We start from the raw sequence: 23,841 nt of genomic DNA, 5'->3' as shown, positions 1-23,841 counted from the left end.
AACTATACAAATGAGCGTTGCAGCAGCCAGGTTGAGCTGTGCAGCAAACAAACCAAAGCCTGCCGCAGGACGCTCGAAGAGGAGTCCGCATGCTCACACGACGACTGGACGAAGCCAAAGAAGCATGGAAGCGCCGCGATTCTGAGGCCGCGCGCCGCGCACACCTTCCGACAAAATCCGCAGAAGAGCGGCATACAACCGGAAAGGGTAAATATCTCAAAAGCATTATCTATGGCGGCCTCGATGGCACCATCACAACATTCGCTGCAGCCGCTGGCGTCGCGGGCGCAGCGCTCGCCCCCGGCGTCGTGCTGATTGTTGGCCTCGCAAACCTTCTGGCCGACGGACTTTCGATGTCCATCGGCGACTATCTGTCCTCCAAAAGCGAATCGGAATACGAGGCTGCCGAGCGTGAGCGCGAAGCATGGGAAGTCGAGAATTACCCCGAAGGAGAGAAACTCGAACTTGAAGAGATCTACCGTGCCCGCGGTATGGCTGAAGCTGACGCGAAAGCAGTAGTGGACATAATTTCAAAAGACAAAAAAGCCTGGGTCGACACCATGATGGTCGAAGAACTCGGTATCATGCAATCAGACGAATCTCCTGTCGCGAATGCAATCGCTACCTTCATTTCTTTTGCCGCATTTGGCTTTTTGCCCATATCTGCATATGTTGTTGCTCTTTTTGTCCCCTCGCTCGATGCAATCCGCTTTCCCCTTGCATGCTTTTTGACAGGCGCCACGCTGTTCGGGCTTGGAGCACTGAAGACGATCATCACCGGCACAAAATGGTTTATAAGCGGGCTCGAAATGTTGCTTGTTGGCGGGGTTGCCGCCTCCGCGGCATATCTTGTTGGTGTACTGCTTGGTGGTCTTGCATAAACCAAACTATCAGTTTGAGGAGGTTATATATGAAAAAAGCCTGTCTTCTTCTTGCAGAAGGCTTCGAAGAAGTTGAAGCGATTACCCCTGCAGATTTTCTCAGACGCGCTGGTATCGAAGTAACCATTACCGGAATCGCTAGCCGAAAAGTAAAAGGATCTCATGGTATTGTCATTGAGACTGATGCCGGTCCTGAAGCCCTTGCGAAAGACTATGATGTCATTGTCCTTCCGGGAGGACAGCCTGGAGCCAACAATCTGGCAGCCAGCCCGGCGGTTCGCGATCTTCTTATCCGTCACAGCCAAAAAGGCAAACTCATCGCCGCGATTTGCGCATCGCCTGCAGTGGTTCTTCATGGCTCATGCAATCTACTCCAGGGCAAAAAATTCACCGGCTATCCGGGGACAGAGGTTTCGGTGAAAGGCGCCCATTTCGTTCCCGACCGCGTCGTGATAGACGGCAATTACATTACTTCTCGCGGCCCCGGTACGGCAGGCGAATTCGCGATTGCGATCATTGCAGCGCTCGAAGGTCGCCAGAAAGCCGACGAAGTTGCTCAGCACGCGCTTCAAAAATAGACGCGCTTGCAGGCCTGTATGATCGGTTTGGCTGCCTGGCCACAAAAAGCAAGCCGCCCAATTTTGTTGAAACGCATATAATTATTTTTATAACAAGGAGTTATTATGAGCAAAGAATGTGTGTTCGCCTCCGGCGCTCCGGCAGCGCTTGGCCCTTACAGCCATGCAAACAAAGCTGGCAATTTCATCTTTGCATCCGGCCAGCTCGGACTCGACCCTGCGACCGGTGCGCTCGTCGAAGGCGACGTCAAGGCACAAGCAAAGCAGGCGCTTCAAAACCTCGCAATTGTCCTCAAGGCTAGCGGCTGTTCTCTTTCTGATGTTGTCAAAACAACGGTTTTTCTCAAAGATATTCGAGATTTCGCCGCAGTCAACGAAGTCTATGGCAGCTTTTTCCAAAAGGATTTTCCCGCCCGCAGCGCCATCCAGGTAGCCGCCCTCCCCAAAGACGGGCTTGTAGAAATCGAAGCAATTGCCTACAAGGAATAGCATTGTGAACTATGACTTTGATTCGATTATCGACCGCACATCGACACACAGCCTGAAATGGGATACTCGCCGTCTGCCTCCGGGCTGCAAAGATGCACTCCCTCTTTGGGTTGCTGATATGGATTTTGCATGTCCTCCAGAAGTCGTATCCGCAATCCAGGAACGCGCTGCGCATCCGATATATGGCTATACCGGCCGTTCCCAAGGCAACTATCAATCCTTCATCGCATGGATGCAGCGCCGCAATGGATGGAAAATACAGAAAGACTGGATTGTATTTTCTCCTGGCGTGGTCCCTGCGCTCAATCTCGCAGTGCTTGCCTATACCCAGCCCGGCGACAAAATCATCCTCCAGCCGCCCGTGTACTATCCTTTTGCTTCGGCGGTGCTGAATAACGGGCGCCAATTGGTCGAAAATCCCCTTGTCCTCGACAATGGCCGCTACACCATGGATTTCTCCGATCTCGAAAACAAAATCGATTCCCGTACCAAGCTTCTCATCCTTTGTAGTCCGCACAACCCGGTCGGTCGTGTCTGGCGTAAAGAAGAACTTGAGCGCCTTGTCGACATCTGTGCGAAACATGACATCGTGATTATCTCCGACGAAATCCATTCTGACATCATTTTGGGGACAGAGGTTCATCACTGCACTGCCACCATCTCCGAGAAAGCCGCGGCGATCACCGTCACCCTCACCGCCCCAAACAAAACCTTCAACCTCGCCGGCCTCCAGATTGCGAATGCGATTATCCCGAACAAGCGGCTTCGCGATGCATTCGCCATTCAGACTGAGAATATAGGTCTTGGGCTATCCAATATATTTGGCATGGTGGCGCAGGAAGCAGCTTACGAAAAAGCTGAGCCATGGCTCGAAGCCCTGCTCGCCTACCTGAAAGGAAATTTCGAGTTTCTGAAGAACTTTCTTGCTGAGCACATCCCAGCCATCAAGGTGCTCCCTCTTGAGGGTACGTATCTGCCCTGGCTCGATTGCCGCGCGCTTGGACTGAGCGATGCCGAGCTCCACGACTTCTTTCTAAAAAAGGCAAAGCTTTGGCTCGATGACGGCACAATGTTTGGAACAGGTGGCTCGGGTTTCATGCGCATCAATATCGCATGCCCGCGCGCTATCCTGAAACAGGCGCTGGAGCAGCTCGAAGCTGCGGCTCTGCAAGCCTCCTGAGCCTGCCCGCCCTCCGGCTGTGCCTATTTAGCTATGCTTACGTATATTCTTGTCGGCTTTGCCTTGGCGGCTGACGCATTCGCTGTTTCTGTCTCGGCGGCAGCGTGTACCGATGTCCTGCCATTTCTGATCGGCCTTCGCGCAGCTTTTATGTTCGGGCTTTTTCAGTTTCTCATGCCAATTGCAGGCTGGCTGCTCGGTTCTGCATTCAGCCAGTTCATTCAAGGTTTCGATCATTGGATCGCATTCGGCCTTCTTGGATTCGTGGGCGGAAAAATGCTTTTCGAAGCAATCCGAGCCAGAAGAAAACAGGAATGTCCGGACCCGGACGATAGCCCCAAATCCCATGGGATTCTGAAGCTGAACACGCTCTTTTTGCTTGCGCTGGCAACGAGCATCGATGCTCTGGCCGTTGGGCTTTCCTACAATATTCTTGGGCATCCCGTTCTTGTTCCCAGTCTCATTATTGGCATTACTACATTTTTAGTCTGCTTGATTGGCATCGAATTCGGAAAGCGATTGAAGGAAGTTCTAGAGGAATGGGCAGAGATTGCTGGCGGCAGCATTCTTGTCCTTATCGGACTCAAGATTCTCGTCGAACATCTTTCCAACGGACGCTGATTTTTGCCGGACAATCGAAACCCGGTATTTTTCTGAATGCTGCTTCCGGCTGAATCTGCTATACTATGAATATTCTGCCCTATGGAGGCCTTCATGAATTCCATATATGAAGAGATCCCTGCAAACGAAGCCTACAGCCTGCAAAATCCGGGCGGAGTGATATTTCTTTGTACGCGCGGCTCTGTCCCCGAAGGCGCATTACGCGAGTCACGATACAATTTCGCTCCTCTCGCCTGGTGCACACCCTACGAATACGATCCGATAAGCAAAATCCTTCTCGTGTGTGATACGAGCCACAAAACATTCAGGGACATCCAGGAGAACAGCGAATTCGCCATTGCCTTACCTTCTTTCGATATGCGCGATCTTATCGAACAAGCAGGATCGGTGAGCGGATTTGCAGTCGACAAATTTGCGCATTTTTCCGTGCAATACTTTGAGTCGAAATCGATCGATGTCCGCATTCCCTCTGGCGTAGTCGGCTGGATGGAATGTACACTTGAACGAATCGTGATCGAAGGCACTTCTGGTATTGTGTTCGGGGCTGTCAAGCAGGCGTTTGCAGAACCCGATGCATGGGCGCGGCGCCTCCATTATGTGAATGATGAAACCTGGTACAAACCAGGCGAGCGCCTTTAGCGCGCGATTCCTTTAGTGCAGGATTCCTCTAGTTCGCGATTGTGGTAATTTCTGCACATCACAAAGGGAGGAGGGATAGAATATGCAAAGACGCCCCTTGTTCTTGCTGGCCATGCTGGCGCTTTGTTGTACTACGCAGATTTTCGCTGCGCCGGGCATAGCCTTTACGCTCAACAGCATAAAAACGAATAGCGATATCATCGCGGGGCTGCCGCTGCCGACCGGTGCAGACCTCACTCTCGAGCTGCCCCTTGGGTCGACCTCAACCGCTTTTACCCTGCGCGCAGCGGCCGGCTATGAAAGCCGAATGATTCTGCGCAGCACTGCGACAATGTTCCCCATTGCCGAACCACCCGCAATCGACGGAGTAAATCGCTTTTTCTGGACGAATGCACTGGCTGAATTGGGCGTGAAGCAGTATTTGCTCCACAAGGAGCACGAGCAAGCTTGGCTTTTCGGCCTTGTGCGAGGACGTTATGAAAATAATTCGCCAAGCTTCCCAACAACACTTTTTCCGGATGCGCAGGCTGTGCGGTCGGCGTCCGGAGTAGGTGGTATCGCTTTTGATTCTATACGCTGGCTCGGAAAGAATGTAAAAAAAGGGGTATCGGCTGAGCTTTCATATGAGTACAGCCCCGATTTTGCCAATTTCTCGGGCACACCTGCAGACTTTGGTCGTGCCAATTTCACAGCCAAAGCCTTTGTCCCTCTATCCGCCAGCAATTTCGCAACGTACCTCGCGCTTTACGGCGTTGGCGATTATGCCCTTGGCTCACATATCCCCCATGAAGTGCTTACCACCTTCGGGGGTATCACTGGCACAAAAGGCATAGGCGACATGGTGCGCGGAGCCCAGCCATGGGGCTATGAAGCGCCGGCAAAAACATACGTGAGTGCGGAGCTGCGCGTTGCAGGTCCATCGATGTTCAGAGATTTTGCAATCTATCCTGTTGGCTATTTATTTGCAGATGCTGCCGCTTATGGCAGCTTATATGGCAGCCCGCTTGCAGATAATTCGGGAATGATTGCTTCTGCGGGCGCAGGCGCTTCGGTCTCGGTCCTCAATTTCCTGTGGCTGGGAGCCTATGCAGGGTGGCGACTGCCAGTGAACGACCCACTTTCAGCTATTTATTATGGCTCCGCTCATGGTTTTTTCTGGAATTTCACCTTTGTAGCGCACTATTGAGATGAAGGGTCCCTGCTAATGAAAAAGGCTGCCCTCTTTCATGAAATAGCGATGGGGCAGCCTTATTGGAATCTGACCAGCGAGCGGGTGGATACTACCTATCGACATTGTGCCGCCCATCCTTGCCATGGACGAAACCAGCAAACAAGCGGATAATACCCCTAACTCACCAGCTTTCCGAATTACAATTTACTTTATAAGCTTTCCTGCATCGATCACGTAGATCTTGAAGCAAGCGAGCACAGCCTTGAGCTCTCCAAAGAACTTGTAGGCAGAGAAGGTCGAACCAGAGACCGCATCGGTTGCCTGATTCCAGTCTCGCTTGGAATCCATGCCAATGAACTTCTGGATGGCCGCGCCCTGGGTCTTTTTCGCGAAATCGGTGTAGAAATCTGCATGTCTTGTATTTGCGCTGACCCACCAGTTCTGAAGTGTTCCGTCCGGGTTGATTATGACAAGAATGTCCTCATAATGGGAAGCAATGCGAATATCCTTTGCCCACCAGACATAGCCAGTAATTTGCTTGTCTTTGTTGAGAACAGGATAGAAGAAATAATAATCCCACATTCTCTCGGCCAGAACAGGGCGAGTTGTATCGACAGTTCCCCAACCCATGTCGGTGACAATCTTGGTGAAATCCGCTTCCATGCGAGTGGATTTTGCTGCGCTCAGTCCGCCTGGCGTCTGCGCCCACACCGCGCTGGCTACTACCAGCACGAGCAGAGCAACAATAATTTTTTTCATATTAGGTGACCCCCTAATAGAGATTCGAAGGCTCCAACGAAGCCTATCGAGGAATTATTATATATAATTTTTTAAAAATACGGAAGAGCAAAAATAAAGGAATATGCATCTTTGAACTGCAAAAAGCCCAGATATAAAGAATGGAGCCCACTGGCAGATTATCTTGAATGATTAAAAAATTGACTGATGAACTGATTGCCGGCAGTGGGACTTGAACCCACACGCCCTCGCGGGCAGCAGATTTTGAGTCTGCCGTGTATGCCATTTCACCATGCCGGCAAAAAGCGCGGATGAAAAACAGGCGTATTTTGCCGCAGGATATGCGTATGAGTCAAGGCCGGCCTCGGCCAGATAACGGCTCAGCCTGACAGGTCGGCCATTTATCGGCAGACTTTTTGCAACGCCTTCCAAGCTGGTCGTTGCACAGAATGCATGATTGCTGTTTCTTGCCTTTCTTTTTGGCGCAATTCCGCGTATAGTTAGCTATATGGCATTCATAGAATCCATGCATGCTGCGGAATTGCAGTTCATCCAGCAGCTTCAATCATTCCTGGGCCTCGGCTTCCGCATTCCAATGCAATTTGTCTCATTCTTTGCATCCGAAGCGTTCGTCATTGCCGTTGTGCCTGTTCTGTACTGGTGCATACACCGCAAAAAAGGTGCCGAATTCGGCTTGCTTATCCTTGGTTCAGCATTCATCAATCTGTGGGTCAAGCAGCTGCTTGCATGGCCGCGCCCGTACGAAATCATCCCAAGCCTCGCGCTCGCAAAAGAGTCGACCTATGGCATGCCGTCCGGCCACAGCCAGTTGAGCGTCGTTTTTTGGGCTTTTATCGCTGAATTCTTGCCTGCTGGCCTGCGGGTGCCGGCGATGATTATTATGCCGCTTTTGATCGGTTTTTCGAGAATTTACCTTGGAGTGCATTTCCCGAGCGATGTGGTTGGCGGATATATCATCGGCGTGGCTTTCTTTGGCCTCTTCAAGGCTTTCGGCCTAAAAGTCGAACCAATGCTCAGAGATTCCGGATGGCGGCTGCGTGTCATCCTTGCCGCTGCGCTCTCGTTTATCATGAACCTGCTTTTGCCAAGCGATACCATGATATCAGGCGCATTTCTGGGTGCTTCAATTGGTTTTACGTTTGCCTCTCGCAATGTGCCGATCGATCAGCGCGATGATGTGAGGCATAAGCTGCTTCGTTACCTGGCTGGACTAGCGACCACCGGCATTATCTATCTTGCCTTGAAATTTGCCAGTAGTCCTCTTGCCAGCATTTCCGGCAACAATCAAGAGCAGCTCATTCGCTTTATTCGCTATGCATTAGTGGGAGGGTGGGTAAGTTACGGCGCTCCGTTTATGTTCCTCAAGCTGGGTCTGGCAAAACGGGAATCAAGCTGAAACAATTCGGCTTAGTCGATTGCGCACTTGGTGCGCCTGGGCGCTCTGTTTATGGGCGGGGCGTTCTGGTTGAAGCCTGGGCGCTTTGTTTACGACCAGGACGCTCTGTTTGAAGCTTGGGCGCCCTGCTTGCGCTATGCCCTCATTTCTCCGCTAAATGATAATTCTTTTCCTGCAAAGTAAATACCTTGCTCGCGCCCGGGCTTAAATAGACCTTCTTGTCCTTGTCGATAAAAACCGCATAGGTATCGGGAAAATTCTTGAGTAGTGCCATTCCCTTTTCGATGCCCAGAATAAAAAGCGAAGTTGACAGCGCATCGGCATCGATGCTGCTCTTCGATATAATCGAAACCGAAACCAGGCCATTGTCGACCGGCCAGCCCGTTTCAGTGCTCAAAATGTGGTGGTAGCGTTTGCCATCCTGGATAAAGTACCGCTCGTACACACCAGAGGTTACGACTGTCATCTGCGCACCAGTTGCAATCCCCAAATATTCGCCTCTCGCCGATTCCGGATTCTGGATTCCAACGCGCCAGGGGCTCTTGTCTTTTTTGCTGCCAAAAACGAGGACATTCCCGCCAAGATCCACAACCGCTGCCTTCACCTTGTGAGCAATCAAAATCTTCGCAACCTCATCCGCTGCATAGCCTTTTGCAATAGCCCCAAGATCCAGACGCATACCCGGCTTTTTCAAAAAGACTTTTCGCGTAGCTGCATCCATCACCACCTGCTGCCAGCCAACAAGCGCTTTTGCTGCCAGAATTTCGCGTTCAGGCGGCACTTTCTCGCCGCCATTGCCGATATTCCAGAGCTTTACCAGCGGCCCCACCGAAGGATCAAATGCGCCATTCGTCAAGCGCGCATATTCCAGAGCTTTGGTGATCACATAGAAGGTGTCTTCCGAAACCTTTACAGGCTCTTTGCCCGCATTGGCATTGATCTGCGCAATCTCCGTGCCATCCTTGTTCGCGCTCATGTGATCCTCGATGCTGCGCAGGCGAGCAAAGGCTTCGCTCAGCGTGTTCGCGTTCCCCCCGTCGATAAGGCGAATGGTGCAGACAGTGCCAAGGACGAAATCAGTCCTTGTCAAATCTTCTGCGTAGATAGCCCGCCCGCTGATCGTTCCGAACAGCAGCGCAAGCGACAGCGCAAGAAATGCCCTTGTTATCCTTATTGAATATGTTCTTGAAAAACTCATTGTAAAATACCCTTATTCGTGAAATGGTGCGGAAAGCTCCCGCCCTATGGTTGTCCGAGGGCCATGCCCCGGAAATACCAGTGTCATGTATGAATACTGCGCGAGCTTTCTCAGGCTGCGCTCGAGCGCGACAGGGTCGGAATCGGGTGCGTCCGTGCGTCCTACTCCATCTCTGAATAATGTGTCGCCAGAAATTATGCAAGACCAACCGGCAGCGCCGCGCCCCTCATCTTCATCGGTACCATAGGAACCGGCATCAAGCGACGCTTCGTACAGGCATATCGATCCTTTGCTGTGGCCCGGGGTGTGGATGACATGCAGCGTCGTGCCAGGTACTACTGTCTCATCAGAAAGAAAAACCGTGGCCGGAGGCAAAGGTTTCCAGAAAGAATGAAAATACGAGGGTGCCTTGATTGCCTCGAAGAGTGCGCGGTTTGTCTGCTGCCCATCAGCGCCCAAGTACTGCGCGTCATCAGGATGGATCGCAATCGGAAGCTCTGTCCCCAAAAGCTCGAACAAATCCGCTATTGCCGCGCTATGGTCGAGATGCCCATGAGTGAGCACGACCATCGAGGGCTTCAGGCTATGGGCGTTCAGAAATGCATGTATTTTCTCGGGCTCCGCGCCGGGATCGATGATGACTGTAGAACCATTTGATTCGGCAATATAACAATTTACGCCGATTGGGCCTACCTTGAGTCTCCAGATTGTCGATGCCACTTGTTCACTGTCCTTCGGAGACCGATTCGGAGCGCTTTTTTGCCGGCTTTATTTCAATTGCTCGTCCATTCAGCTCCGCGCCGGCCATCGCGGCAATAATTCGCTGGGATTCTGAAGCAGGCACCTCGATGAATGAATAATTTTCAAGCAGATGCACGCGACCGAGCGAATCCGGCGATATGCCAGCCCGTTCCGCGATGCGCTTTTTCAGTTCCAGGGGCTTGAGATGATGCCGCTTGCCCATTGATACAAAAAGAGAAATCATCTCTTTGTTGGTATGTTCTGCGCCTGGCGGCTCGCTTCGAGACTGTTCGTTTTGGGCTTGCTGGTTGCGCGGCGATTCACTCCGAAGCTGCTCGCTTCGGGGTTGCTCGCTTTTAAATTGCTCGCGCTTTGCTGGTTGACGCTGGAGCTGCTCCTGTGGTGCTTGGCGTGTAGCTTTTGGGCGATAAATCCCGGCAGCGCGCAGAATCATCAGCGCTGAAGCATATGAGCGCATGTGAAATGGCACTTTTTTTCGGAATGCTCTGCGTACTTCTTCAAGAAGCTTTGCATCCTGAGGATGTTTCAATTCATCGAGCAAGCCTTCAAGAAATGCTTCGAGGGTTTTTTCGTTGAATTTCGGGGCAGCGTTATCGTTCGGCACGAAACGACTCCTGTTGTCTGATAGAGTAATGGGTTATGTTGTAATATACTTCAGTTTTCGCTATTGTGTAAACTATAGACAGGATGCCGCGCGCATTGCAGCATATTGCGTAAAAGCAACGCGCGCAAGCGCAGATGAGGGTATATGAGCAAAAAAGGCAAACCCAAGATATGCATTTGCCTCTCCGGGAAAACAATCGAAGAGAATCTTCGTATTCTCGAGCGATATCGCGCAGTTGTGGACTATGTCGAACTTCGCGCGGATTGCCTCGAACCCAGCGAGCGTTTCAATATCCGCTCATTCCCTGAAAAAGCCCAGCTTCCCTGCATTCTGACAATTCGGCGCAAGCAAGATGGCGGAAATTTTGAGGATGGCGAAGGTGTGCGCCTCGTGCTTTTTGCCAAAGCGCTTTCATTCCCAAAGCCCGATGCGAAAGCGAATTACGCATTCGTCGATCTCGAAGACGATTTCCGTACACCGGTCATTGAAGAAGCCTGCCACACCTTCGGTACCCGCATCGTCCGTTCTCATTATTTTCACGATGGCATACCTGAAAATTTCGATGCTGCATACGAGCAAATTGCGCAGGAAGACGATGAAATTCCAAAACTGGTTGTAAACCCACAGAGTTCAGCGGATTTCATCCGCTTCCTGGAATGGGCAACTCGCGTGCCCAAACGCGAACATCTGCTGATCGCAACCGGCGCATATGGAATCGTATCCCGCGTTCTCGCCTGGCGGTTTGGCTCCACATGGACCTACGCAAGTCCCTTGCATAGCGGCATGGAAATAGCCGCACCCGGCCATTTCGATCCATTCGATCTGCGTAACATCTACAATTTCGATCTGGTAAATGAACAGACAGAGTTGTATTCCTTAATCGGCCAGCATTCGATTCTCGCTTCGCTCTCGCCCTACCTTCACAATAAAGCCTTCCGCGAAATGGGAAAGGATGCATTGCTTGTTCCGACCCCTGTTGATTCTTTTGCGGATGGGCTGAAGATTCTCGAGCTGCTCGGTGGCAAAGGCGCAGCGATTACGGTACCATTCAAAGAGGATGTGCTGCCATTCCTCGCCTTTCATTCGACCGACGTGAAGCGGATCGGGGCGTGCAATACGCTCGTCCGGCGAGGCGATGCATGGGCAGGGTACAACACTGATGCAGATGGATTCGAGCGAAGCCTTCTGGAATTTCTTGGCAAACAAGACCTCTCCGGATGCCGGGCAACGATTATAGGCGCAGGGGGTGCGGCCAAATCAATTGCTCTCGCCCTATTCAGGAAAGGGGCGCGCTGTCTTGTTCTGAATCGCACATACAGTGCCGGGCGCGATCTTGCCAGGAAATACAACTTCCTCTACAGCCACCTCGACGATCGAGCGAGCGACCTCATATCCGAATACTCCGATATTATCGTGCAGGCAACCAGCGTCGGAATGAGAGAAGAACTCGATCCGATAAGTTTCTATGAATTCAAAGGTTCCGAAGTGGTGTTCGATCTCATTTATCACCCCTCGAAGACCTTGCTGCTGAAACGCGCCGAAGAAGCGGGCTGCCGCGTGCTGAATGGCTACAAGATGCTGTGTTACCAGGCCGCCGGCCAATACAAGCTCTGGATGGATGAGCCGCCGCCTGACATCTATGCCCAGCTCGAACAGCCGAAGTTCTCATGATGCGCGGGCGATGCGCGGGGACAGAGCTCGCTTGAAAGGAGGTTTGCGTGCCTAAATCTGCATTTGTCGCCATAATTGGCAGGCCATCAGCGGGAAAATCCACGTTACTGAATGCCCTTTGCGGCGCAAAAGTTTCTATCGTAAGCTCTGTCCCTCAAACGACGCGCAATGCGATCCGAGGAATCGTCAGCCACCCGGAAGGTCAGCTCATCTTTGTCGATACGCCGGGGTACCATCTATCGGACAAAAAGTTCAACCTCAAACTCCGCGACCTTGTGATGCAGTCGCTTTCAGATGTGGATCTTATTCTCTATGTCATCGATGCGACGCGAGAGCCCGGCAAAGAAGAAGAAGCCATTGTCGAGCTTCTTTTAAAAGAAGCCCCGCGAACCGTCATAGCGATCAACAAAATCGATCATCCCGACGCAAAACCTTTGCTCGTCGAGGAATTCATTCTACCGCGAATGCCGGAAGCAAAGCGCATAACCATTTCTGCCGCCCAAAAAACCAACCTGGCCGCCCTCCTTGAGCAGCTTTTTTTGCTCGCCCCAGCAGGTCCGCTCTGGTATCCGGAAGAGATTTACACAGACCAGGAACCCGTCTTTCGGATTGGCGAAATTATCAGAGAGAAGGCTATTTTGCATACTCGCGACGAACTGCCGCACGCGATTGCGGTCGAGTATCGTGAATCGACCAAACGAGCTGATGGCGTGCTGTTTGCTCGCTTCGACATTCTGGTCGAGCGCGATTCGCAGAAACCCATTCTCATCGGGCGGCAAGGCTCGGTGATCAAGCGCATTCGGGAGGAAGCAGAGGCCGATCTCAAGGAACTTTTCGACTATCCAGTCAAACTTCAGCTGCAGGTTGTCGTCGATCCTGACTGGCGCAGGAACGAAGAGACGCTTTCGCGGATGATTTTTTAGGGCGCTTGCTTGCACACTACCTTGCGATAGCGCTCCTCGTAACCTTCGATGCCCTCCGTGAACAGCGTATAAAAAGTTTTTTCGGCTTCAGGGAATACCTTTGTTTTCAGAGTATCAAGCTCGTCAGCCGCGAAGGGCGAGAGCACATACCCCGCGATATCGCTGTGGTCAGGGCGCCCGATGCCAAAGCGCAACCGCCAGAAATCCCTTGTGCCGAGGTGCTTTTCCAGCGAGCGCAGCCCATTGTGCCCGCCGAGCCCGCCTGAAAACTTGTAGCCAAACGCGCCGAACGGCATTTCCAGCTCATCATGTACAACAAGTATTTCCTCGGGGCTACATCGGTAGAAACGCGCTGCCTCGACTACGCTCTCCCCCGAGAGATTCATAAAAGTGTGAGGCTTTAGAATCGAGACTTTGCCATATCCGAAATCCGCCTGTGCAATAGTGCCTTTGAACTTCGTGCTCCAGTGGAGATCAGCGCTTATGCGCATTGATTCCAGAAATAACCATGCGACATTGTGGCGATGGAGCCGATATTCTTTTCCGTAATTTCCCAAAAATGCGCACAATCGTATCATAATGAACCTAACCAGCTGTATTCGGCGAAGCGTGACCCGCACTGCCTTGATGCCCCTCTGACTGGTGCCCATCTGCTTGACGTACCGGAAAGCCTTCGAAATTCCCCTTGAATTTCGTAATAGTATGCTTGCCGGAGCCAGGGCCATGGCAATCAGAGCCATACGTGAAGAAGAAGCCTTGCGGCCTTGCGACAGTTCGCACCAATTCGTTGATTTTGGCACTTCTGTAGTCGGCGTTATACCAGTACAGCTCGACGCCATCCACACCGGCGCGCCTGAACCATGCAAGTTTGCTGCGCAGCTTTTCCGTTTCTTTGTGCATCAGTGCCGCATCATCATCCCACAGATGGCCAAAATGGGGAAGAACGACAAAGCCATTGTCAGCATGTACAGCCGCAACTACCGATGCGATGTCCGGCTTATCCAATTTGTATTTTTTCAAAAGGCCATTTGCAAAGAACTTTTTCTTGAAAGCTTTGTAATTCATGTCCGGATCTATGCAACGACGCGCTTTGAGGTAGAGAAAAAGGTCCACCTTGCTCCACGAAATCTCATCAGCCAGTGCGCTGTCATATTCCATTCTCGTTTTATCTCTGAAAAGGTCCTCGAACGAAAGCTCTTTATCCGGGTACAATTCCCGCGCCGAATTGATCAGAAACTCAAGGCGAGCCCTTCGATTCCGGAGCGATTCCCGCAAAATTGCCCTCGTCGCTGGCGCCCCGGCAGCGGGCTCCGCTCCTGGGAAATACGCCAGAAGCTCGCTCTTGTAATCAATCTGCGGCTCATTAACATCAATTTCGCACGCAGGAATCGCCTGCATGCCTCGCGATGCGCACGCAGCACAAAAGCGAGCAACTCCCGCCATCGTGTCATGATCGGTGAGCGCAACCATATCCAGCCCCGATCGCGCTGCATCGAGCGCAATATCTTCCGGCCAGGACATGCCATCGGAAAAGCAGGAATGCAAATGCAGATTCGATATCATTTGCTGTCAGTATACACTGTGGTGTGCTGGCCTTCCATAGATAAACGCATATCGATTACAATTATTCTATGTTTCAGTTGACCGACGCGATTCTCGAGCGAATCGTCTTTGCAATGGAAGATCAAACAAACGAATGGCTCATCGATCTGCGGACGGGCGATATCGTAGACCGATCTGAAGTCAGTGATGAAGATCTCGAGGCCGTGCCAGAACGCTATACCGATCTACCTTTCTGGTCATCCCGCCAGGGTTTTACCATCCTTGAAGCCTTTGCAGCAACCGTCACCTCCCCGCCTGAACTGAAGCTTGCCCTCAACGCAGCATTGCGCCGCGGCAAAGGCGTATTCAAAGCATTCAGACATGCGCTTTCAAGTAATGATGCGCTGTACCGCCGCTTCCAGGAATTCAAACTGAATGCGATGCGCCCTACCATCGAAAAATGGATGCATGCAATCCAGGAAGAGGATGCCCTCGCTGCCGTCAAGGAAGAGCCGGAAGACCTTGCTGACATCATTGCTTCAGAACTCGAAATCCAGACAGTAGCTTTAAGCGAAGCGCCTTTTGATGTTGGGCAAGTGATCAGCGACTATGCAACTGAGACGTATACGACATACCCACCGGCGCTCTCAAAATGGGCGCTTCTGGAAATCCATGAAAAGCTTACCTCTTGGATTCGGGAACCATGGATAGCGTATGCATCCATCGACGGCACTCATCCCCTTGTGCTGGGCATTTATTCGCTCAAGCCCTTGGAGGGCACCGCATGCTGCGCTGTCTGGGGGATTTTTGCTTCCAAAGAATGCGCCACTATGGGAATCGAATGGCCATTGCTCGACAGGATTTCGTCTGAAGCGACAGCGGCCGGCGCTTCGCTCATTATCCTCGATGGGCCGCTTTTTCCTTCTTCTCTGAATGAGGAAGCCACTTCGCATGGATTTATGCAGGCTGGCAGTTCGCTTTGGAAAATGCTTTGACAAATTTGACAAATTCTGCGAAAATGTAAAAAGAGGTAGGAGGCGGAAATGAGTGGAGGAAGCATGAAAACCTGTTTTCTTTTCCCAGGTCAGGGTGCGCAGTATCCGGGAATGGCCAAGGATTTCTACGAAACAAGCAAAGGAGTGCGAGAGCTTTTCAAAACTGCTTCGGAAGCATCTTCCATGGATCTAAAGACCCTGCTTTTCGAAAGCGATGAAGAAACTCTCAAGCAAACCAAGAATACACAGATTGCCATTGCGCTTGCGGGGGCTGCCGCGGCGCTTTCTGCGAAGGAGCATGGAATCGTTCCACAGGGGGCTGCAGGCTTTTCCGTTGGGGAATGGCCTGCGCTCGCGGAAGCAGGCGTTATCAGCCATTACGACATGTTCCGGCTGGTTTCAGAGCGCGGACGGCTTATGGATGAGGCTGGCGCGCATTCAGGCGGTTCGACAATGAGCGCAGTGCTCTATCTTTCGCCGGAAAAAATTGAGCAAGTTATTGCTGAGGCTGGACTTACGCAATGCTGGATTGCTAATTACAACAGCCCTTCGCAGTGCGTCATCTCCGGCACCGAGAAAGATATCGGCATTGCTGAAGAAAAACTCCGCCAAGCCGGCGCCAAACGCGTCATAAGGCTCAAGGTATCGGGAGCTTTCCATTCGCCACTCATGCACGAAGCCTACGAAGCCTTCAAGGAACTTGTCGAAGCGATTACTTTTTCGGACCCGACAATAAATCTGTATTCAAATGTCAGCGGAAAAAGAATGGAAAGTGGCGCCGAGGCCAAAAAATATGCATCGCTGCAGATTATTTCGCCAGTGCGATGGATTGACGAAGAAGTGAATATCGCTGCGGATGGATTTGAGCTCTGCCTCGAGACAGGGCCGGGAACCGTGCTCACTGGGCTGTGGAAAGCCTCAGGATCTTCGATTTCGTGCATTGCTGCCGGCACCCTCGATGCGCTCGTATCATTTTCGCTCTGAGAGCTCGAGCTATTTCGCACTCATTCAATATTGAGAACAGGAGGCTGCAACATGGGAAAGCTGCTGGAAGGTGAGGTTTGCGTAATTACCGGTGCTTCGCGCGGCATAGGCCAAGCAATTGCGGTTCGCTTCAAGGAAGAAGGTGCCCTTGTCTATGGACTCTCGCGTAGCAAACCGGAAGCGAACATCGAGTGGATTCCTTGCGATGTCGCTGATGAAGTTTCGATTGAATCTGCTGTTAATTCAATATTTCAGAAAGAAAACCGTATCGATATCGTCGTGAACAATGCGGGCATCACGCGAGACGGGCTCATCATGCGCATGAAAACCGAAGACTGGGATGCAGTGCTCAATGCTAACCTGCGCAGCGCTTTCATCATGAGTAGGGCTGTCTCGCGTATGATGCTTCGTCAGCGCAGCGGGTGTATCCTGAACATCTCAAGCGTAGTGGGTTTGCATGGCAATGGTGGACAAGCGAATTACGCCGCTTCGAAAGCAGGGATCATTGGCCTTACCAAAAGCCTCGCGAAAGAGCTCGCTTCAAGGAACATTCGCGTGAATGCGCTCGCCCCCGGCTATATCGAGACCGCGATGACCAGCGTCTTGCCGGACGCAGCAAAACAGAGCCTTACAACAAGCATCCCTCTCGCGAGACCCGGCACTCCCGCAGAGGTCGCCGAGGCTGCCCTCTTTCTTTGCAGTCCGAGAGCATCATATATTACAGGTGTTGTATTGAATGTCGACGGCGGTATGGGGATGTAACTATGAACAGACGAAGAGTAGTCGTCACTGGTTTAGGCGTCGTAAGCCCTTTGGGAAACGATATTCCGACCTTCTGGTCGAATGTCAAAGCGAATAAATCCGGCATTGCACCGATTACAATGATCGATTCGTCCGAGCTCGCGGTCAAGATTGCCGGCGAAGTCAAAGACTTTAACCCGGGTTTGCGCCTCGACCCCAAAGAAAGCAAGAAAATGGACCGGTTCGCGCAGTTTGCCGTGTGTGCTGCGCTCGAAGCGCTCGAATCTGCCCAGCTGCAGAAAGAATCACTCGACCCCTTGCGCACCGGTGTGTGTCTGGGAACGGGTCAGGGTGGCTCAGCGACAATCGAGGAAGCGGGCGTGCGCCTCACAGAGCGAGGACCCAGCCGCGTATCCCCAATGACGGTTGCAAAAGGCCTTGCAAATTTCGGCGCGGCGCAGATTGCTCTGTCCCTTGGTGTGCACGGCCCGAACATGACTGTCGTCACTGCCTGCGCGGCTGCAACCGATGCAATCGGCCAGGCCATGCACCTAATCCGCGACGGCCACGCCGACATCATGTTCACTGGCGGCTCCGAAGCGAGCATCGTGCGCATGTGCATGGCCAGCTTTATCAACATCCAGGCTCTATCTTCCCGGAATGATGCGCCGGAAAAAGCTTCTCGCCCCTTCGACAAGGATCGGGATGGCTTTGTTATGTCGGAAGGCGCCGGCATTCTGGTGCTTGAAGAATACGAGCACGCCAAAGCTCGAGGTGCAAAAATCTACGCCGAAATAGCTGGCTTCGGCGCAACCTGCGATGCCCACCATCTTACCGCTCCCGACCCTGAGGGGATGTGGGTTGCCAAAGCAATCGAGCTCGCCCTCAATGATGCAGGCATGAAACCCGAAGACATCGATTACATAAGCGCGCATGGTACCTCGACCCCGCTGAACGACCCCATCGAGACAAAAGCTATCAAGCACGCCTTCGGGCCGCATGCCTACAAACTCAAAGTGTCCAGCCTCAAATCCATGATTGGCCATTGCATCGGCGCTGCCGGCGCTATAGAGACAATTGCCGCAATCCTTGGCATGAACGAAAATTATATTCACCCGACAATCAACCTAGACAATCCCGATCCGGAATGCGATCTTGATTATGTGCCGAATAAAGGCATCAACATGCCCGTTCGTGCCTTTGTAAAAGAATCGATGGGATTCGGCGGACAAAATGCGGTACTTGTTGTGACAAAAGCATGAGCGGTCATTTCAGAGCTCTGCCCAAAGAACTGCATATCTTTCCGGGAAACCCGCTTTTGCCAGGCGCAATGCCTCATCCTCAGGGCGTGTACTTTTCGGTCTTTTCCCGTCATGCAACGGGCATGATCCTCTGCCTGTACGAGTCTCCGCACGATGACAAGCCTGCCGCTTCTTTGCGCCTTGATCCTGTGCGAAACCGTACAGGCGATATCTGGCACTGCTATATCCCGGGCTTAAAGCCGGGTACGTTGTATCTATGGCGAGCAGAAGGGCCATTCGCGCCGCATGAAGGCCACCGCTTCAATCCCAATAAAGTGCTGATCGATCCGTATGCCAAAGCGCTCACCGATGGCACCCTCGACCTGTGTTCTGCTCTCGCCTATGACGAAAGCTCGCCCGACAAAGATCTTTCATTTTCCGAAAAACCCAACGACGGCTGCATGCCAAAGTGCGTCGTTATCGAAGACAACTTCGATTGGGAAGGCGACACGCCGCTCAACTACCCACTCAAAGACTGCATCATCTACGAAACCCATGTGCGCGGGCTCACTCGTTCTTCTTCCGCCAAGGTCAAGCACCATGGTACCTACCGCGGCGTTGTGGAGATGATTCCCTACTTCAAGGACCTCGGCATCACAAGCCTGGAATTTCTTCCTGTACAAGAATTTGATTCAGCCGAGCGATTCCGGCACAATCCTGTCACCGGAGAACAGCTCTCAAATTACTGGGGATATGCCCCTCTTGCATTCTTCGCGCCTAAAACATCGTATGCATATCCCGACGGTGTCGATCACGACAGCTATGACCCCGAATTCCCTGTAAAAGAATTCAAGTACATGGTGCGAGAGCTCCACAAAGCTGGCATCGAAGTGATTCTCGATGTCGTCTTCAACCATACCGCCGAAGGCAATGAGCTGGGTCCGACCCTGAGCTTCCGCGGATTCGATAATTCGATTTTCTATATGCTTGCAGAGGACAAACGCTATTACCGCAACTACTCAGGCTGCGGCAACACGCTCAACTGTAACCACCCTGTTATGCGCACGTTCATTAAGGAATGCCTGCGATATTGGGTTGTCACCATGCATGTCGATGGCTTCCGTTTCGACCTCGGGTCGATTCTCGGAAGAGATTCTCAAGGGAATTTGCTTCCAAACCCGCCAGTTATCGAATCGATCGCAGAAGACCCCATCATGCGCAACACTAAAATCATCGCCGAAGCTTGGGATGCGGGCGGCGCCTACCAGGTCGGTTCCTTTCCTGGCGGCCGGTGGGCTGAATGGAACGACCGCTATCGCGACGATGTGCGCAAGTTCTGGCGCGGGGACGAAGGCATGGCGCCGCATTTCGCTACCCGTATTACTGGTTCCAGCGATCTCTACCTAAAAAACGGCAAGCGCCCTTTCCACTCCATCAACTTTGTCACCTCGCATGATGGATTTACGCTCAACGACCTCGTCTCGTACCACCAGAAACACAATGAAGCGAATGGCGAAGACAATCAGGATGGGCTCAACGAAAATTATTCATCGAATTACGGCATCGAAGGCCCGACCGATGTTCCCTTTATAGAGGAAATACGGAATCGCCAAATCAAGAACTTTTTTGCGACGCTGTTGCTTTCGATTGGCACTCCAATGATTTGCGGGGGCGATGAATTCCGCCGCACGCAAAACGGCAACAACAATGCCTATTGCCACGATACTGAAATGAACTGGTACGATTGGAGCTACCTAAAACAGCACAAGGATATCTACCGATTTGCAAAACTCCTCATCGGATTCCGGAAGAACCACCAAGCATTTAGGCGCGAAGATTTTTTCCGCGGCGAAACAGACCAGAATACCGAAGCAAATCCCGAAGCTCCCGATATCCTCTGGTTCGATGAGCATGGCAACCCTCCCCTATGGACATCGCTGGGCAAAGTTCTCGTTGCGCGCATCAATGAACACTCGAAATCTGAAAACTCTTCAAAAGTCCCCATCTATTCGTATCTCCTTGCGTTCAATGCATCGCCAGAAGCAATTCAAATTCAGCTTCCGGACGATAACACAGAGGACACATGGAAGCGCATTGTGGACACATCCCTCCCTGCTCCGCATGATTTTGAAGAAAATGAATATCTAGCGCTCGGAGCGCCGCACACCTATGTCATGGGTCCGCGTTCTTTTGTCCTGCTGATTGCGGGCCACTGAGTCGGCATGCGGTATCAGCGGCGCTGCAGCTCATGCATGGCTGAGCCTTTGTGTTCTGGTCGCATTCCTCTGTCGCCCGAACCTCATTTTGTGACTTTGGCATATTTCGCTTGCCAATATGAAATTTCATGAATATTTTATAACTTGTGAAAACAACATCTGGTACGAGCAAAGCAGCATTCTATCTTCGAAAAGGCATCTATGAGCTTGCACACCACAGACCAGCAAAAGCCCTTGCCCTCCTGCGCCAATCTGTTGAAATAACACCGCCCTCATGCGAGAACGATCTTTCGAAGGCACTCTACTGGCTGTCCATTGCTCTTCTTCGTCTCGACCAGCGCGAACTTGCGGTAAAAAGCCTAGCCAATGCTCAGAAGATTCGCCGCCAGAGCTATGCCCGAAAGGTGTATGTGCGCAATATCAATGAATACGGAATGCTAAAGCGCCCAACGCGCGAACTCGATGATCTTTATGCATTTGTAAGCATTCAGCTTTCATCGTACCTTCTCAAGAAACCGCAGCATCGTTTTGGCTCTCAAGCCGAGCACTCTGCTGTGCTCAAGCTCATCCTAGAGACATGGAAACAGCTCAAGGACAGCGACGAATTCAAAAGCCTTGAATGCGGAGAAAAACTGCTTCTTTTCAGAAAGCTGAAAATCGATTTCCCCATATTTGGCAGCTATTCGACAAGCCCCAGATATAGCGAGCGCTTCGCAATGAATATTGCAAGTGTGGGCATGCGAACATGTTCTTGCGGCTCAGGCCTGCCCTTCGAGCAATGCTGCGGAAGGGTGCAGGGACTTTCCGAGATCTAAAGTGTTTCATTTTTACACAATAGTTGCCTATTTCTGTTCCGCTAGTTCAAAATGATACACTTGAGGCAATTCGTGCCTATAAAATGAGAAAAGGTAAGCAGCCCCCAACATTGCCCAATACTCTAATTGCTTTTAATATATATTAATATGATATTTATTCTAATCTGGCACGATTCTTGCAGTATAATAAGGCAAGGAGATCCAGATGATGGAAAGAAAAAAAACCAAGGAAACACGATCCAGTGCGCAATTCGACGACGAGAACGTGTTGTCCATGTATCTCCGCGAGATCAACAGGATTCCTCTCCTATCCCGCGAAGAAGAAAATGAATATGCGACTCGCGCTGCTCTTGGCGACGAGCTGGCGAAAGCAATCCTTGCAAAGAGCAACCTTCGTTTTGTCGTCAATGTTGCCAAGAAGTACCAGAACCAAGGCCTGCCGCTCGCTGATCTCATCGCAGAGGGCAACATTGGCCTTCTGAACGCCATCGAACATTATGACGTCACCAAAGGTTATCATTTTATTTCCTATGCTGTGTGGTGGATCCGCCAGGCAATTCTCAAAGCCATCTGCGAAAAAAGCCGCATGATCCGCCTTCCGCTCAACAGAGCGAACGAACTTGTGCAGATCGAAAAAGCGCGCAATCTTTTTGAAGGCGAGCTATCGGAAGATGCAGAAATTCGCGAAGTAGCGGAATTCCTTGAAATGGAACCCGAGCATGTTAAAGACATTATCTCGATTTCCCGCGATTTGATTTCACTCGACGCGCCGGTATATGACGAAAAGAATTCGACCACTGTGGGCGAGCTCATTGAGAATGAGCATCATGAAAGCCCTGAACAGAACGCAATTCAGTCCAGCCTGCGCGAAGATATTAATAAGGTGCTCGCAGCTCTCACTGCAAAAGAGAGAGAGATTATCGAGTACCGATTCGGGTTGAACGGCAAACGCCCAATGAGCCTCAAAGAAATTGGCGATCGGATGCATCTGACAAAAGAAAGAATCCGTCAGATCGAGAAAGCGGCCCTCAAAAAGGTAGCCGTGCCCGAAACAATGGAAATTCTTCAGGCTTATATGGCCTGAAGCTTTTCCTGACTTTTTCATTCACAGCCTTGGCGCCCGCAGCCGAGGCTTTTTTTTGCGATTGAAACTAGGATATACTTGTCCCATGGAACATCTCTTCCTCGAGTTTACACAGCAGGCGAAAGCTACAATCAGCGCACATATCGCATCAATTCTGCACGAAAATCAGCCGATGTTCTCGCGTATATCCGGTACGGGGGCATGGCTCGCTTCAGAAATGGAAGATTTTGCGGACTCGGGTAAAATGCTGCGGGGTTCGCTCGCAATACTTGGCGCACAGCTCTTGGGCATGCAAAACCAGAAAAACTCCGTTTCGCTCGCTGCAGGGCTTGAGCTTTTGCAGGCGGGCCTTCTCGTCCATGACGATATCATGGACCATGATGAAAAAAGGCGCGGAAAGCCCACTTTTCATATCAGAATCAGAAACAAAATCCAGTGGCCTGATCAGGCCCTTTCTGCTCCCCTTGCAGTCCAGCTCGCCGAAGCGCAAAGCATCTGCGCGGGTGACCTGTTCTTTTTTCTTGCCTGGCAAGAAATTGCGTATTTACCACAAAGAGTTTCCGTCACAGTTGCGCAAGAACATGCAAAAGTAACGCTCGCGCAAATGCAGGATGTGGCATTAGGCTATGTTGAAGGATTCCCGGACATTTCCTCGGTAATCGAGATGTATCGCCACAAAACAGCGCGATATACCGTTGCCCTGCCGCTCATGGCTGGGGCACTGCTTTTGGACAATTGCACTTCTGAGGTTCTGAAGAGCCTTGAACGCCTCGGAGAATCGCTGGGAATCGTGTTTCAGCTTCAGGACGACCGCTTAGGGCTCTTTGGCGACGAAACAGCCATTGGAAAACCTGTAGGTTCAGACTTGAAAGAAGGCAAGAAAACGCCATATATCCTTGCTCTGATCCCGCAACTGAGCGAAAGCGAAATGAAGCGCTTCAACTCCATATTTCGGGCGCAAGCGCTGGAACCGAGCGAACTCGAATGGATCCGCTCTCTCATCGTATCCAGGGGCGTCGACGCAAAAATTCGATCGTTGATTGATAATCAGATTGAGCTTGCAAGAAAGGCTCTCGCAGACCTCGGGCAATTTGAAGCTGTTTCAGAAGAAACCATGATTCTGCTCGCCGATTTTATCGATTATTCTTTGAGCCGCGAACGGTGAGGCCTGCAAATTGTTTCACGTGAAACATTCATGTAGTGTTTCCAACCTTGTGCCAAGCAAGCAGCGCGCACTCCCAAGCCAGCACCTCTCTCTTCTACCCTCTCTTCTCCAGATGCGCTAGGCCAGCGCATATTTCGGTAGATACTCAGCCTTATCCTTGCCTGGTGTCTTCCAGCGCTTCTCCCA

24 protein-coding genes and 1 tRNA gene are annotated in these 23,841 nt (G+C 51.6%); 18 read left to right on the top strand and 7 right to left on the bottom strand.

Features of this window, described 5'->3' with window-relative positions:
* Window positions 1-89 precede the first annotated feature (89 nt).
* The 7 genes from GAP13_RS09395 (at window position 90) to GAP13_RS09365 (ending at window position 5,574) form a co-directional block, all read left to right on the top strand.
* The gene (locus GAP13_RS09395) at window positions 90-881 is read left to right on the top strand and encodes a VIT1/CCC1 transporter family protein (RefSeq protein WP_158908073.1); all 792 of its coding nucleotides are present in this window, start codon (window positions 90-92) and stop codon (window positions 879-881) included.
* Window positions 882-910: 29 nt separating this feature from the next.
* Window positions 911-1,459, top strand: a complete 549-nt coding sequence (locus tag GAP13_RS09390) for a DJ-1 family glyoxalase III (protein WP_158908072.1) — start codon at window positions 911-913, stop codon at window positions 1,457-1,459.
* A gap of 105 nt (window positions 1,460-1,564) precedes the next feature.
* On the top strand, window positions 1,565-1,948 hold the full coding sequence (locus tag GAP13_RS09385; protein ID WP_158908071.1) for a RidA family protein: 384 nt from the start codon (window positions 1,565-1,567) through the stop codon (window positions 1,946-1,948).
* A 4-nt stretch (window positions 1,949-1,952) separates the two neighbouring features.
* Entirely contained in the window at window positions 1,953-3,128 is a 1,176-nt protein-coding gene (locus GAP13_RS09380) for a MalY/PatB family protein (RefSeq protein WP_158908070.1), read from the top strand.
* A gap of 33 nt (window positions 3,129-3,161) precedes the next feature.
* The gene (locus GAP13_RS09375) at window positions 3,162-3,749 is read left to right on the top strand and encodes a manganese efflux pump MntP (protein WP_158908069.1); all 588 of its coding nucleotides are present in this window, start codon (window positions 3,162-3,164) and stop codon (window positions 3,747-3,749) included.
* A gap of 93 nt (window positions 3,750-3,842) precedes the next feature.
* Window positions 3,843-4,388 carry a flavin reductase family protein gene (locus tag GAP13_RS09370; protein ID WP_158908068.1) on the top strand — a complete coding sequence of 182 codons (546 nt, stop codon included), beginning with the start codon at window positions 3,843-3,845 and terminating at the stop codon, window positions 4,386-4,388.
* Window positions 4,389-4,470: 82 nt separating this feature from the next.
* The gene (locus GAP13_RS09365; protein ID WP_158908067.1) at window positions 4,471-5,574 is read left to right on the top strand and encodes a hypothetical protein; all 1,104 of its coding nucleotides are present in this window, start codon (window positions 4,471-4,473) and stop codon (window positions 5,572-5,574) included.
* A 189-nt stretch (window positions 5,575-5,763) separates the two neighbouring features.
* Here the strand turns inward: GAP13_RS09365 and GAP13_RS09360 are convergent, their stop codons facing one another.
* A complete protein-coding gene (locus GAP13_RS09360) occupies window positions 5,764-6,318 on the bottom strand; it encodes a hypothetical protein (RefSeq protein WP_158908066.1) in 555 nt (184 codons plus the stop codon).
* Window positions 6,319-6,514: 196 nt separating this feature from the next.
* Window positions 6,515-6,597, bottom strand: a tRNA-Leu gene (locus tag GAP13_RS09355).
* Between the two features lie 208 nt (window positions 6,598-6,805).
* On the opposite strand from GAP13_RS09355, the gene GAP13_RS09350 reads away from it, so the two are divergent.
* Complete coding sequence (locus GAP13_RS09350) at window positions 6,806-7,714, top strand: phosphatase PAP2 family protein (RefSeq protein ID WP_158908065.1); 909 nt, start codon at window positions 6,806-6,808, stop codon at window positions 7,712-7,714.
* Between the two features lie 142 nt (window positions 7,715-7,856).
* Here GAP13_RS09350 and GAP13_RS09345 read toward each other — a convergent pair whose 3' ends face one another.
* From GAP13_RS09345 to GAP13_RS09335, 3 genes are read right to left on the bottom strand one after another with little or no spacing between them, the layout of a single operon-like run.
* Window positions 7,857-8,912: an FAD:protein FMN transferase gene (locus GAP13_RS09345; protein WP_158908064.1), complete on the bottom strand. Its 1,056-nt coding sequence runs from the start codon at window positions 8,910-8,912 to the stop codon at window positions 7,857-7,859.
* A gap of 12 nt (window positions 8,913-8,924) precedes the next feature.
* Window positions 8,925-9,632 carry an MBL fold metallo-hydrolase gene (locus tag GAP13_RS09340; protein WP_158908063.1) on the bottom strand — a complete coding sequence of 236 codons (708 nt, stop codon included), beginning with the start codon at window positions 9,630-9,632 and terminating at the stop codon, window positions 8,925-8,927.
* A gap of 4 nt (window positions 9,633-9,636) precedes the next feature.
* Entirely contained in the window at window positions 9,637-10,278 is a 642-nt protein-coding gene (locus GAP13_RS09335) for a DbpA RNA binding domain-containing protein (protein WP_158908062.1), read from the bottom strand.
* Window positions 10,279-10,422: 144 nt separating this feature from the next.
* On the opposite strand from GAP13_RS09335, the gene GAP13_RS09330 reads away from it, so the two are divergent.
* Entirely contained in the window at window positions 10,423-11,949 is a 1,527-nt protein-coding gene (locus GAP13_RS09330; protein WP_158908061.1) for a type I 3-dehydroquinate dehydratase, read from the top strand.
* A 47-nt stretch (window positions 11,950-11,996) separates the two neighbouring features.
* The gene (era, locus tag GAP13_RS09325) at window positions 11,997-12,872 is read left to right on the top strand and encodes a GTPase Era (protein ID WP_158908060.1); all 876 of its coding nucleotides are present in this window, start codon (window positions 11,997-11,999) and stop codon (window positions 12,870-12,872) included.
* Here era and pth read toward each other — a convergent pair.
* Complete coding sequence (pth, locus tag GAP13_RS09320) at window positions 12,869-13,450, bottom strand: aminoacyl-tRNA hydrolase (protein ID WP_158908059.1); 582 nt, start codon at window positions 13,448-13,450, stop codon at window positions 12,869-12,871. The genes era and pth overlap by 4 nt on opposite strands.
* Window positions 13,451-13,457: 7 nt before the next feature.
* Window positions 13,458-14,435, bottom strand: a complete 978-nt coding sequence (locus GAP13_RS09315) for a PHP domain-containing protein (protein WP_158908058.1) — start codon at window positions 14,433-14,435, stop codon at window positions 13,458-13,460.
* 68 nt (window positions 14,436-14,503) lie between these two features.
* On the opposite strand from GAP13_RS09315, the gene GAP13_RS09310 reads away from it, so the two are divergent.
* From GAP13_RS09310 to GAP13_RS09275, 8 genes are all read left to right on the top strand, one after another.
* Window positions 14,504-15,409, top strand: a complete 906-nt coding sequence (locus GAP13_RS09310; RefSeq protein ID WP_158908057.1) for a UPF0158 family protein — start codon at window positions 14,504-14,506, stop codon at window positions 15,407-15,409.
* 63 nt (window positions 15,410-15,472) lie between these two features.
* On the top strand, window positions 15,473-16,393 hold the full coding sequence (fabD, locus tag GAP13_RS09305; RefSeq protein WP_241864330.1) for an ACP S-malonyltransferase: 921 nt from the start codon (window positions 15,473-15,475) through the stop codon (window positions 16,391-16,393).
* 51 nt (window positions 16,394-16,444) lie between these two features.
* Entirely contained in the window at window positions 16,445-17,155 is a 711-nt protein-coding gene (fabG, locus tag GAP13_RS09300; protein WP_158908055.1) for a 3-oxoacyl-[acyl-carrier-protein] reductase, read from the top strand.
* Window positions 17,156-17,157: 2 nt separating this feature from the next.
* Window positions 17,158-18,396, top strand: a complete 1,239-nt coding sequence (gene fabF, locus GAP13_RS09295; RefSeq protein ID WP_158908054.1) for a beta-ketoacyl-ACP synthase II — start codon at window positions 17,158-17,160, stop codon at window positions 18,394-18,396.
* The gene (glgX, locus tag GAP13_RS09290; RefSeq protein ID WP_158908053.1) at window positions 18,393-20,591 is read left to right on the top strand and encodes a glycogen debranching protein GlgX; all 2,199 of its coding nucleotides are present in this window, start codon (window positions 18,393-18,395) and stop codon (window positions 20,589-20,591) included. Before fabF ends, glgX begins: the two co-directional genes overlap by 4 nt.
* Before the next feature lie 146 nt (window positions 20,592-20,737).
* Window positions 20,738-21,406: an SEC-C domain-containing protein gene (locus GAP13_RS09285; RefSeq protein WP_158908052.1), complete on the top strand. Its 669-nt coding sequence runs from the start codon at window positions 20,738-20,740 to the stop codon at window positions 21,404-21,406.
* 205 nt (window positions 21,407-21,611) lie between these two features.
* Entirely contained in the window at window positions 21,612-22,490 is an 879-nt protein-coding gene (locus tag GAP13_RS09280) for a sigma-70 family RNA polymerase sigma factor (protein ID WP_158908051.1), read from the top strand.
* 85 nt (window positions 22,491-22,575) lie between these two features.
* Window positions 22,576-23,655 (top strand): polyprenyl synthetase family protein, encoded by a 1,080-nt coding sequence (locus tag GAP13_RS09275; protein ID WP_158908050.1) that lies wholly within the window; start codon window positions 22,576-22,578, stop codon window positions 23,653-23,655.
* Window positions 23,656-23,841: the final 186 nt, after the last annotated feature.

Origin of the sequence: Rectinema subterraneum (assembly GCA_009768935.1) — a bacterium.
Lineage (GTDB): Bacteria > Spirochaetota > Spirochaetia > Treponematales > Rectinemataceae > Rectinema > Rectinema subterraneum.
This window is presented reverse-complemented; position numbering and strand designations above follow the sequence as displayed.

Excerpts from the sequence above, each read along its gene's own strand:
- GAP13_RS09395 (WP_158908073.1), top strand. The coding sequence starts at position 90 with ATGCTCACACGACGACTGGACGAAGCCAAAGAAGCATGGAAGCGCCGC.
- GAP13_RS09390 (WP_158908072.1), top strand. The coding sequence starts at position 911 with ATGAAAAAAGCCTGTCTTCTTCTTGCAGAAGGCTTCGAAGAAGTTGAA.
- GAP13_RS09385 (WP_158908071.1), top strand. The coding sequence starts at position 1,565 with ATGAGCAAAGAATGTGTGTTCGCCTCCGGCGCTCCGGCAGCGCTTGGC.
- GAP13_RS09375 (WP_158908069.1), top strand. The coding sequence starts at position 3,162 with ATGCTTACGTATATTCTTGTCGGCTTTGCCTTGGCGGCTGACGCATTC.
- GAP13_RS09370 (WP_158908068.1), top strand. The coding sequence starts at position 3,843 with ATGAATTCCATATATGAAGAGATCCCTGCAAACGAAGCCTACAGCCTG.
- GAP13_RS09365 (WP_158908067.1), top strand. The coding sequence starts at position 4,471 with ATGCAAAGACGCCCCTTGTTCTTGCTGGCCATGCTGGCGCTTTGTTGT.
- GAP13_RS09360 (WP_158908066.1), bottom strand. The coding sequence starts at position 6,318 with ATGAAAAAAATTATTGTTGCTCTGCTCGTGCTGGTAGTAGCCAGCGCG.
- GAP13_RS09350 (WP_158908065.1), top strand. The coding sequence starts at position 6,806 with ATGGCATTCATAGAATCCATGCATGCTGCGGAATTGCAGTTCATCCAG.
- GAP13_RS09345 (WP_158908064.1), bottom strand. The coding sequence starts at position 8,912 with ATGAGTTTTTCAAGAACATATTCAATAAGGATAACAAGGGCATTTCTT.
- GAP13_RS09330 (WP_158908061.1), top strand. The coding sequence starts at position 10,423 with ATGAGCAAAAAAGGCAAACCCAAGATATGCATTTGCCTCTCCGGGAAA.
- pth (WP_158908059.1), bottom strand. The coding sequence starts at position 13,450 with ATGATACGATTGTGCGCATTTTTGGGAAATTACGGAAAAGAATATCGG.
- GAP13_RS09315 (WP_158908058.1), bottom strand. The coding sequence starts at position 14,435 with ATGATATCGAATCTGCATTTGCATTCCTGCTTTTCCGATGGCATGTCC.
- GAP13_RS09310 (WP_158908057.1), top strand. The coding sequence starts at position 14,504 with ATGTTTCAGTTGACCGACGCGATTCTCGAGCGAATCGTCTTTGCAATG.
- fabD (WP_241864330.1), top strand. The coding sequence starts at position 15,473 with ATGAAAACCTGTTTTCTTTTCCCAGGTCAGGGTGCGCAGTATCCGGGA.
- fabG (WP_158908055.1), top strand. The coding sequence starts at position 16,445 with ATGGGAAAGCTGCTGGAAGGTGAGGTTTGCGTAATTACCGGTGCTTCG.
- fabF (WP_158908054.1), top strand. The coding sequence starts at position 17,158 with ATGAACAGACGAAGAGTAGTCGTCACTGGTTTAGGCGTCGTAAGCCCT.
- glgX (WP_158908053.1), top strand. The coding sequence starts at position 18,393 with ATGAGCGGTCATTTCAGAGCTCTGCCCAAAGAACTGCATATCTTTCCG.
- GAP13_RS09280 (WP_158908051.1), top strand. The coding sequence starts at position 21,612 with ATGATGGAAAGAAAAAAAACCAAGGAAACACGATCCAGTGCGCAATTC.
- GAP13_RS09275 (WP_158908050.1), top strand. The coding sequence starts at position 22,576 with ATGGAACATCTCTTCCTCGAGTTTACACAGCAGGCGAAAGCTACAATC.